Origin of the sequence: Schlesneria sp., from assembly GCF_036405755.1 — a bacterium.
Lineage (GTDB): Bacteria > Planctomycetota > Planctomycetia > Planctomycetales > Planctomycetaceae > Schlesneria > Schlesneria sphaerica.
Window position 1 is genome coordinate 1 of sequence record NZ_DASWWZ010000373.1, and the last position, 8,867, is coordinate 8,867.

The 8,867-nt window shown below is 54.7% G+C and carries 12 protein-coding genes; 10 read left to right on the forward strand and 2 right to left on the reverse strand.

What is annotated here, in order from left to right; all coding sequences use genetic code 11:
* Nucleotides 1–866 (reverse strand): AAA domain-containing protein (locus VGE80_RS12825; RefSeq protein ID WP_440592948.1); only part of this gene is annotated, 866 nt, incomplete at its 3' end.
* Nucleotides 867–1,317: 451 nt separating this feature from the next.
* Between VGE80_RS12825 and VGE80_RS12830 the strand changes: the two genes are divergently transcribed.
* From VGE80_RS12830 to VGE80_RS12845, 4 genes are all read left to right on the forward strand, one after another.
* Nucleotides 1,318–1,686 (forward strand): DUF1257 domain-containing protein, encoded by a 369-nt coding sequence (locus VGE80_RS12830; protein WP_440592949.1) that lies wholly within the window; start codon nt 1,318–1,320, stop codon nt 1,684–1,686.
* Nucleotides 1,683–1,877: a DUF2997 domain-containing protein gene (locus tag VGE80_RS12835; protein ID WP_440592950.1), complete on the forward strand. Its 195-nt coding sequence runs from the start codon at nt 1,683–1,685 to the stop codon at nt 1,875–1,877. Before VGE80_RS12830 ends, VGE80_RS12835 begins: the two co-directional genes overlap by 4 nt.
* On the forward strand, nt 1,874–2,098 hold the full coding sequence (locus VGE80_RS12840) for a hypothetical protein (protein ID WP_440592951.1): 225 nt from the start codon (nt 1,874–1,876) through the stop codon (nt 2,096–2,098). Before VGE80_RS12835 ends, VGE80_RS12840 begins: the two co-directional genes overlap by 4 nt.
* Before the next feature lie 760 nt (nt 2,099–2,858).
* Entirely contained in the window at nt 2,859–4,340 is a 1,482-nt protein-coding gene (locus VGE80_RS12845; protein WP_440592952.1) for an AAA family ATPase, read from the forward strand.
* A gap of 24 nt (nt 4,341–4,364) precedes the next feature.
* Here the strand turns inward: VGE80_RS12845 and VGE80_RS12850 are convergent, their stop codons facing one another.
* Nucleotides 4,365–4,586 (reverse strand): helix-turn-helix domain-containing protein, encoded by a 222-nt coding sequence (locus VGE80_RS12850; protein WP_440592953.1) that lies wholly within the window; start codon nt 4,584–4,586, stop codon nt 4,365–4,367.
* A gap of 377 nt (nt 4,587–4,963) precedes the next feature.
* Between VGE80_RS12850 and VGE80_RS12855 the strand changes: the two genes are divergently transcribed.
* From VGE80_RS12855 to VGE80_RS12880, 6 genes are all read left to right on the forward strand, one after another.
* Nucleotides 4,964–5,830 (forward strand): hypothetical protein, encoded by an 867-nt coding sequence (locus tag VGE80_RS12855; protein WP_440592954.1) that lies wholly within the window; start codon nt 4,964–4,966, stop codon nt 5,828–5,830.
* Nucleotides 5,831–5,922: 92 nt separating this feature from the next.
* Complete coding sequence (locus tag VGE80_RS12860) at nt 5,923–6,885, forward strand: hypothetical protein (protein ID WP_440592955.1); 963 nt, start codon at nt 5,923–5,925, stop codon at nt 6,883–6,885.
* On the forward strand, nt 6,885–7,130 hold the full coding sequence (locus VGE80_RS12865; protein ID WP_440592956.1) for a hypothetical protein: 246 nt from the start codon (nt 6,885–6,887) through the stop codon (nt 7,128–7,130). The genes VGE80_RS12860 and VGE80_RS12865 overlap by 1 nt, the downstream gene beginning before the upstream one ends.
* A gap of 99 nt (nt 7,131–7,229) precedes the next feature.
* Nucleotides 7,230–7,466 carry a hypothetical protein gene (locus tag VGE80_RS12870; RefSeq protein WP_440592957.1) on the forward strand — a complete coding sequence of 79 codons (237 nt, stop codon included), beginning with the start codon at nt 7,230–7,232 and terminating at the stop codon, nt 7,464–7,466.
* A gap of 565 nt (nt 7,467–8,031) precedes the next feature.
* Nucleotides 8,032–8,223, forward strand: a complete 192-nt coding sequence (locus VGE80_RS12875; RefSeq protein ID WP_440592958.1) for a hypothetical protein — start codon at nt 8,032–8,034, stop codon at nt 8,221–8,223.
* Between the two features lie 49 nt (nt 8,224–8,272).
* Nucleotides 8,273–8,755: a hypothetical protein gene (locus VGE80_RS12880; protein ID WP_440592959.1), complete on the forward strand. Its 483-nt coding sequence runs from the start codon at nt 8,273–8,275 to the stop codon at nt 8,753–8,755.
* The last annotated feature ends 112 nt before the right edge of the window (nt 8,756–8,867 follow it).

Here is an 8,867-nt window from a genome sequence, read left to right on the forward strand (position 1 = left end):
AGATCGTAGGGAATGACATCACTTTTCTCGGGAGCTTGGGATTCAAGCTCTACGAGGCGTCGAACCAAACTGACATCCTTGACAGGGATGAGATGCTCACGGTTGGAGTAGTTGGTTCCCAGAAAGTGGCTTCCTAATCGAGCGCACTCCTTCCGTGCTTTGGACGCCCTCGAATCCTTGGAAGCCCATTCCTCAAGGGCGGTATCGAGGGAAACGATCGCTTGGTCAACCGCATGGTTGGTTGTAGAGAGAAGCAAAACGCGGTGATCCGGATTCTTGACGATGTAAGCAGCGAGCAATACTCCAAGGGTGGTTGTCTTCCCTGTTCCAGGAGGGCCCCAGAGGTAACCATGATCCCAACCAGTGAGAGAAAACGCGTTTGATTGACACTCGCGTAGCTTGGTTCTCGGCAGCAGTGGCGGCGTCAGCTGTCGCGACTCATCGAAAGCATTCCTCCCTTGCTCGACTCGTTCATAGCGATCCAAGCAGCGTTTGGCCCATTCGTCCTCCAGCCACGCATCGAGCAATGCCTCAAGGTAGCGCGGAGGGTAGATACGAATTGTGCCGCCAACAGTTGGTGGTCGACACGTAGCGAACCGCAAATTGATCTGCTCATTTTCTGGAATAACCGACAAAACCTCCGCGCCGCCATTTTGGGGTGATGCCTGCCACCAGGCTCTTGATCCCTCCATGGATTCATCCAAACCTCCCGAACGAAACCCGTTCGCCTCCTCCAAATTGACGAGCACTTTCCAGACGGTGCCAGTGCATTCTGCCTGAGCGACAGTGAACTCGACATATTCTGCGGCTTTGGAAAGCTCCGCTCGGATCCCGTCCAATATCTCTTGTCGAAAGTGGGACGCCATCGGAAACCCTTTTAGGCAGCAGTACGTTTCGCCACACATTTGGTGAGCAGCATTTTTGTGCCGCGGATTTGAGTTGGCAACAGTTCAATGATCGAGGTAATCGACAACGGTGACGCCATGTCGCGATTCGGGTTGCAGAGTCCGGGCTTTTTCCTTCCAAGGTGGACAGGCTGGCGAACGAATTGAGCTTGTCGAAAATTCCAACATCTAGCTCATGCTTTTTGACGGTCACAAAGGCTCCCTTCCAGGCCGTCGCGATCTAAATGTAGGCGTTTTGTGCGTCATATGAATTGATGCCATGGCATAGCTTTGGACGGTCGGTCCAGAAGCACGGTGGCCTTGCGAAGACCGGTTTCGACTGCCTTTTGGGAGGCCGATTTCGTTTTACGCCAGGCGAACGGGACCGATCGTCGGTCCCGTCGTCGTTTCACCAAATTGGAGGATCAACATCGTGTCGCACATTGTGCAGATTCAGACGGAGATTCGTGACCCGGCCGCCATTCGAGCGGCTTGTGGTCGGTTGACGTTGCCGGAGGCGGTTTTCGGCGAGACGAAGCTGTTCAGCAGTTCAGCCGTAGGATGGGCCGTGCGGTTGCCGGATTGGAAGTATCCGGTCGTCTGTGACGTCGCCACCGCGAAGGTCGCCTTCGACAACTATGGTGGGCGATGGGGAGACCAGAGGCATCTCGACCGATTCCTTCAATGTTATGCCGTGGAAAAAGCCCGGATCGAGGCCAGGCGGAAGGGGCATACGGTCACGGAACATTCGCTCGCTGACGGATCGATCAAACTCACCATTCAAGTTGGAGGTGTCTCTTGACCAAGACGATCGAAATCATTGTAGCTCCCAATGGCCAGACTCGTGTCGAGACGAAGGGCTTCGTGGGTAGCGACTGCCGACAGGCCAGCCAGTTCATCGAGCAGGCGCTCGGTCAACAAACTGATGAACTGCTCAAGGCGGAGTTCTACCAGACCGCGACTTCACAGCAGCACATGAAGGAGAGCCAATGACCACGACACCTCGCCGTCGGGTGATTCGTTCGCCCCAGGCGACGACCGACGCCACAGCGCGGCAACGGAAGTTTGCCGTCCGCCGAATTCGGCTACTGGCTGAGCAACAGAATCTGTCACGCTGGATGTCTCGACTGAAACGTGCCTTTCATGCTGTTGAAAAGCAGCAACTGAAGATTTCCCGCCTCGAACGCGAAATTACTCGCTTGGAAACGACATGAGCCATTTTTGGGTCGTGTGGAACGAAGCACCGCGCGAAGATTTACCACGGACGCTTTGTCACCAAAACGTCTGCCATCTCTCTCATCTGAATGGCTAAATGGAGGTAGTCTGGGGCAAGTAAGTACGTGCCGTGCATGAATTGGTTCCGGAGCTTCGGCACCAATACCGATAGAAGTCGGCAATGCGTACCAGCCGGTCCTTCAGCCTGGCTTCTGATGCCATCCGAAAACGGGCGAATCTCTGAAAATGCAGCATCCGTGACCACTCCCTCTGACGTAGCTCGTTCAAGTAAGGAGGCTAGACTTTCACCAGGGGCCGCCAGGGTAGCATCAGATTCTGACTCCGTCCGAAAATGTAGACGGAGTGCTCTTTCGAGGCCGATGACCGCTTGGAAAAACGCGAGGCTCGACAGCTCGTAGTCGTCTCGCGAAAGCCAGACGAGCTTTTCTGCCAACTCAAAGAATCGGACGCTTGACCCGTGCACATTACGTGGTTCTTTGAGCCAAGGTGCCTTAGTTTCAAAGTAGGATTCGTCGATGTCGAACCATGACCAACGTACATCCATGTTTTGTCGAAACTTCAAAGTAACGTGACTATGAGAGCGGCCGAAATCCGCACTACTTGGCAACACTTTGAACTTAAAGCGGATGCGGGTCAAGTTGACCTCGTTACGGTCGTCTGTGCATGGTAGTGATTGCGGACCTGCAAACGACTTCCCAACCTTTCTCCCCAACGCCAACCACTCGTAAGGAAACCTCTATGGAGCTCACTGAGCACCTGGCGGAGTACGTGCGCGCGTGCTTCACCGCCATCTGGATTGAAACGCACGAACAACACGAAGCGACGGCTGCCATCGCCCAGCTTTGTCAGCGGGAACGGTGGCAACTCGCCACTTGGAACATCGACCGGGGTCTGCGTGTTGGTGGATCGCCCGTCGATCAAAGTGGAAGCGATCCATTGGCCGCAATCCGTTCTGTGAATTCGCTGGCGACGCCCGACGGAACGGCGCTGCTGGTTCTGGAGAATTTTCACAGATTTCTGTCATCCGCCGAAATTGTGCAGTCCTTGTCGCAGCAGATCCTGGCCGGGAAGCAGAATCGTACGATCGTGGTGATCCTGGCTCCAGTCGTTCAATTGCCTGTTGAACTCGAAAAGCTGTTTGTGGTGATCGAACATGAACTCCCCGATCGCGAACAATTGGCAGAGATCGCCCGTGGTATCGCGACAGAGACTTCCGAACTGCCGAACGGCCACGAACTCGAAATCGTCCTTGATGCAGCGGTGGGGCTGACTCGGCTGGAGGCCGAAAACGCCTTCAGCTTATCGCTAGTCAGGCAGGGCCGGATCACGAGCGAAACAGTCTGGGAACTGAAATCCGGGATGCTCAAGAAGTCTGGTCTGCTCGAACTACACCGGGGACGCGAAGATTTCAGCAGTCTCGGCGGTTTGGCTTCGCTCAAGGGCTTTTGTAAACGAGCATTGTTGCAGCCGAATCGTGGCAATCCCCACAAGCGCCCGAAGGGAGTCCTGCTGCTGTCACCGCCTGGTTGCGGCAAAAGCCAGTTTTGCAAAAGTCTCGGGAACGAAGTCGGGCGGCCGGTTTTGATCCTAGACGTCGGTAGCCTCATGGGATCGCTCGTCGGGCAAAGTGAGGAACGGACGCGGCAGGCATTGAAGATCGTCGACGCAATGGCTCCCTGCGTGGCCATGATCGACGAAGTGGAGAAAGCCTTTGCGGGTGCCAATGGAAACGGTGATTCAGGCGTCGCGCAAAGAATGTTCGGGACATTTCTGAGTTGGCTGAACGACCATGAGTCCGATGTCTTCGTCGTTTGTACGTCGAATGACATTTCACGGTTGCCTCCGGAATTCGGGCGTTCAGAGCGATTCGACGGAATCTTCTTTCTCGACCTGCCTACGCGCGAGGAGAAAGACGCAATCTGGGCGATCTACCGTGAGCGGTTCGAAATTGATCGGACTCAACGAATTCCAGATGACACTAATTGGACTGGCGCGGAGATCAAGGCTTGTTGCCGGTTGTCGGCTCTGTTGGATGTGCCGCTGAGCCAGGCGTCTCAAAATGTCGTTCCAGTCGCCGTGACCGCAGCAGAGAACATCGAACGGCTCCGGGCATGGGCTAGCGGTCGCTGCGTGTCGGCGCAACAGCCCGGAATCTATCAGGTTTCAACTAGCAAATCGGGTTCGCGACGGAAGGTCAATCGCGATAGCTCGATGAACTGAAGTGGCATGTAAGCCAACTTCGCCTCATAGCCCTTCCATTAACTCGGATAGCGCGATTCCTAGAGCATTGGCGATTGCTTCGATGTTCCGCAGTGCCACATTCCGTTCTCCTCGCTCGATTCCACCCATGTAGGTTCGGTCGAGTTGGCATGCCGCAGCGAAACTCTCCTGGGTATAGCCTTGCTCCTTCCGCAACTCGCGGACGCGCAGTCCAAATCGCTCCAGGATGTCGGCTCGTTTTCCCATACGAACCATTGAATGTTGACAATGAGTAGCACTCCACGGACTATGAGTAGCATTTGGTGTGATGCCGATGAGTATCGCCGGCGGCGGCGAACAGTGCCTCATAGGAATTCACGGAGACGCCTCCTCACATTTCGTTGTGTCCCAGACAGAGGATAAATCACCTATGTCATGGACAAACAGATGACAGGCCAACAGTTCCCAACACTACCTTCTCGGATGCCATCACTATGACCTCAGAGCCTGCGTCACAACCGGACAGAGAGCCCGCAATTCCGTTGCATAGCTTGCTTCGAGCAGTACGCCCGTGGTTAAGCTCCGCTGCACTCTTGTCCGGCGGAGTGTTACTCATCGTCGTCCTGCTAATCGGCAGGGCAGTCATGCTTTGGTGGAAAGGCGAAGGGAACGCCTTTGGGGAAACTTTCGCGACTTGCTTGTTCCTCTTGATAGGCTTGGCGACATTTCTATCTTTTTGGTGGGTCGCGAACAATATCGAGCTACGTTTTCGATCGGACACTCAAGCGAAAACAGAGCCGGTTGGGGCACTGCAAGAACTCAAGGGGTGCCTACTCGGGGGTATCTCGTTGCCGATCGTCTTTCTGATGATGGCGTTGGCCGGTTGGGGGCCACGGCATCCATCGCCCTGGGGCAACCAAAACGCTCGTGTCGATGGTAAGTACGACCATGTTAAAATGGTCCCGTACACCAAGAACAGCGTGCTGCCGGCAGTCGCTAAACGTTCAGCCACTTTAACTTACTGGCAGGCTGCTGTGGCCAACCTGCATTTGGTTCGATTTCAATTCCCTTCCGGTCAGGAACCTGCCGAGAAATTCTACGAACGATTGTTTCAACAGTTGCAGCAACAAGCTGAAGCCGCAAAACGAGCGTCGACGGCTAATGTGGATGTAGATCTTGTGCAGATGGTGGCGCGCCATCTGGTGATCGAGAACGAGCTACTTCAATTGAAAGATCAATTGGATGAGTACATGAAGAAGGAGAAGCTCGCACAACCCGCTGATACAATTGATCAACGGATGGCATTAACTGAACTACTATTTGGCTCAGTCCATGCCGATCCCGACGTTCTGGAGAAGATGGACTCTGGCCCGATTCGCGAATGGATCAAAAAGGGATTGAGAGCCCAAGAACAGAGGCAACAGCAATTTCGCGAGATTGAACTGATGCAAGCAGTATTACAAGAACGGTACAGCGGTACCACTTTCGCTCTCCCCACGATCACCCCCTGACTCTTCAATCTAGTCTCATTGACAAATCATCGCCGTTCGATTCCTGCCAGGGTCGAACGGCTTTTTTCATTTCTGATTTCGAAAGGAACGACATGGCGACTTCACTCCTCGACGAACCGTCGACTGATTCATCGGACCGTATAACCGCTGCGGGACGACTACGCGGCACAATGGCAGCCATCAAGTTGAGTTTCACTTGGCTTGGCACTCGGAAGACATTGACGGTCCAGCAGAAGAATCAAGCCGCCGACTCGTTCGGCGCTGAAGGGAAATACCTTTCGGCAGGAAAGAAACTGCTCGACACATCGCATCCGGCATTCAAGGCGGTGACGGCGATCAAGGGGCGCTGCCTGAGCTATTGGCGGGCGGTGTCATTGCCTTATCCCGAACCCGGCATCCGCCTCATTTCTCAACGAACAATCAGCGACTTTGATCGGCAGATGTCCGCGTTTCGTGAAGAATTGACCGAAGCTGTCGAGACACTCGATCGCAAATACGACGAGCTTCGAATCGCCGCGCAGCGACGACTCGGGGATCTTTACGATTCCGGGGACTATCCAGCAACACTGATTGGTCTCTTCGGGATCGAGCATGAATACCCGTCGGTGGAACCGCCGGACTACCTTCGGCAGCTCAATCCGCAGTTGTATGAACAAGAATGCCAACGGGTGGAGGCACGTTTCGATGAAGCGGTCCAACTGGCCGAGCAAGCATTTCTCGAAGAATTATCGAAGCTCGTCGAACATCTCGGTGAACGGTTGAGCGGCGATGCTGATGGCAAACCCAAAGTGTTCCGAGACACAGCGGTGACCAACCTGATGGAATTCTTCGAACGGTTTCGCTCGCTGAATGTCCGCTCAAACGATCAACTCGACGAACTCGTTCAGCGAGCCCAACGTGTCATGAGGGGAGTGGAACCGCAGCAATTGCGCGACAATGCTGCGCTCCGTCAGCGGTTGGGAACTCAACTGTCGAGCGTACAATCAGGACTCGATGGGCTAATGGTCGATCGTCCGCGCCGAAACATACTGCGACGACCACAACAGGAGGGCTGATGGATCTAGTTATTGCACTGACCGGGGACATCCGTTGTGTTTATGACGAATCGATCGACCTGCGTTCCTTCGGCCAAGTTTCAATTCGACGAGGTTCGCACGTTGAACCGACTTCAAACGGGCAATGGACGGCCGACCTGTCACCGGTTGAAGGTCCGATCTTGGGTCCTTTCGATACTCGGACCGATGCTTTGGATGCTGAAGTTACATGGTTGCGGAACCACTGGGTAATCCCAGGCGGTTGATCCCACTGCTTTGAATCGTCGCCTCGCATCTGCGGGCGGTTGTGTTTTCCACGACCGCCCACGCCGGGGCGGTCGTTTTCCTTTCCTATGGAGAATGACATGTCGCGACTAAACCGAAATCAACGCGATCTGGACTGTGCCGTGGCCACCGCAACTGGCGAAGAATTACGGGTCATCCGCCGCCGCGGTTTTTCACTCATCGATCTGCACGACGACAACTTTGACCCGGAAGTGGATCAACGTCCGCCGCAATTCATCGACTGGGACGAACAGGAGTTGTCCCACGACTTTGACGATTCATGCCGAACGACGAGTTTGCTTGCGGAGGTGGCCTGAGGCGGATCACAACGAGCGACGCCAACGGTTGGACCGACTCGAGTCAGCCAGTCACCGGTACGTCGCGTTCTGGGGTGTGATTTGCTTCGTTGCATTCTTTCTTCTGGGCTGGCCTACGCTCATCGCGTGGGCCGGTCTGGCTTGGGTAATGGACCAGTTCTGCCAGGCGATGCGGGGCAGCGCCCCCGGCCAACAGGCTCAAAAGACCCGTCACACCCAGAAGTCAAAAGGGAGGTGCTGTGATTGAGCTTTCTCGCAAATGGGTTGCAGGTGTTCACTCAAATTTGCGTCAAGCGTTGGAACTCGACGGCAACCGAAAGCCGTCGGTCGGACACGACAACGCTGGCATCGCTCATTGAAGACGGCGAATCCCTACGAGCAACTCCAAGCGATGTGCTGGCGAAGACGAACGCTCTGGTGGTGGGGCTGACACGTCAGCTCCACCAGTCAAACTTGATGCGGTCCGCTTTGAAATCGCTACGTGCTGTGCAAGCGATTGAGAGCTGACTAATGCATCAGCGAATGTGTCTTGAATCCACCAATCCATAGAAACAGGGCGCATCACATGATCACGTTGCGTGAATTGGCCACGACTCTGGCCGCATTGATGTTCTGGAAGGATGAAATCGCTCAAGGTGGAAATCAATCCGCGAGGCCCTACTTGAAAGGAGTTGGGATGAGGGGCATCAAACCGCTTAATGCTGACGAAATCGAGCAGCTGGCCGCAAAACTGCGATCGCTTCCGCTTTCCGAATAGCGATCGCCCGTCCATCATCACCTCCAGCGACAAGAAAGGACGACCTAGTATGCCTTTGAAACTGAACGTCGGGTTGTCGAAGAAGATTGGCTTACCCGACTACGGCTCGATCGGAGCGAGTGTGCATTTGGAACTGGAATTGGATTCCGGTGCTGTAGGAGATCCCGATCGGCTCAGGCATCAGATCCGACATCTATTCGGAATGGCTAAGTCATCAGTCGAAGCCGAACTGATCAACCAACAATCAGTCTCCCAAAATGGAAGCGGGCGCGGTGGAGAACCACGATTTAACGGAGATGCCGATGGTCATGCGACCAATGGCAATCACAGCCCGCATCATTTGAATCGGCGCACTGCGACACAGTCACAAATCCGGGCGATCCGGGCAATTGCCAATCGCGAACGACTGGATCTCGGTCAGCAACTGGAGAAACTTGGCGTTCGTGCCGTCGAGGATCTAGGCATCCAACAGGCATCGCAGTTGATCGACGAACTGAAGGCGCAACCAGCGGGTACGGGAGGCACCCGATGATCGCGCCAGCCGTGGGGCCGAATGCCGTGCTTCAACCAAAGTCCCATCGCGATTACATCAGCTTTTCAGCGATCACCACGTTTCAGTCGTGTCCATTGCGGTACTACTTCAA

Bases quoted from the DNA above. Each gene is read 5' to 3' on its own strand.
- VGE80_RS12875 (WP_440592958.1), top strand. From the start codon at position 8,032: ATGATCACGTTGCGTGAATTGGCCACGACTCTGGCCGCATTGATGTTC.
- VGE80_RS12860 (WP_440592955.1), top strand. From the start codon at position 5,923: ATGGCGACTTCACTCCTCGACGAACCGTCGACTGATTCATCGGACCGT.
- VGE80_RS12840 (WP_440592951.1), top strand. From the start codon at position 1,874: ATGACCACGACACCTCGCCGTCGGGTGATTCGTTCGCCCCAGGCGACG.
- VGE80_RS12850 (WP_440592953.1), bottom strand. From the start codon at position 4,586: ATGGGAAAACGAGCCGACATCCTGGAGCGATTTGGACTGCGCGTCCGC.
- VGE80_RS12845 (WP_440592952.1), top strand. From the start codon at position 2,859: ATGGAGCTCACTGAGCACCTGGCGGAGTACGTGCGCGCGTGCTTCACC.
- VGE80_RS12880 (WP_440592959.1), top strand. From the start codon at position 8,273: ATGCCTTTGAAACTGAACGTCGGGTTGTCGAAGAAGATTGGCTTACCC.
- VGE80_RS12855 (WP_440592954.1), top strand. From the start codon at position 4,964: ATGCTTTGGTGGAAAGGCGAAGGGAACGCCTTTGGGGAAACTTTCGCG.
- VGE80_RS12865 (WP_440592956.1), top strand. From the start codon at position 6,885: ATGGATCTAGTTATTGCACTGACCGGGGACATCCGTTGTGTTTATGAC.
- VGE80_RS12870 (WP_440592957.1), top strand. From the start codon at position 7,230: ATGTCGCGACTAAACCGAAATCAACGCGATCTGGACTGTGCCGTGGCC.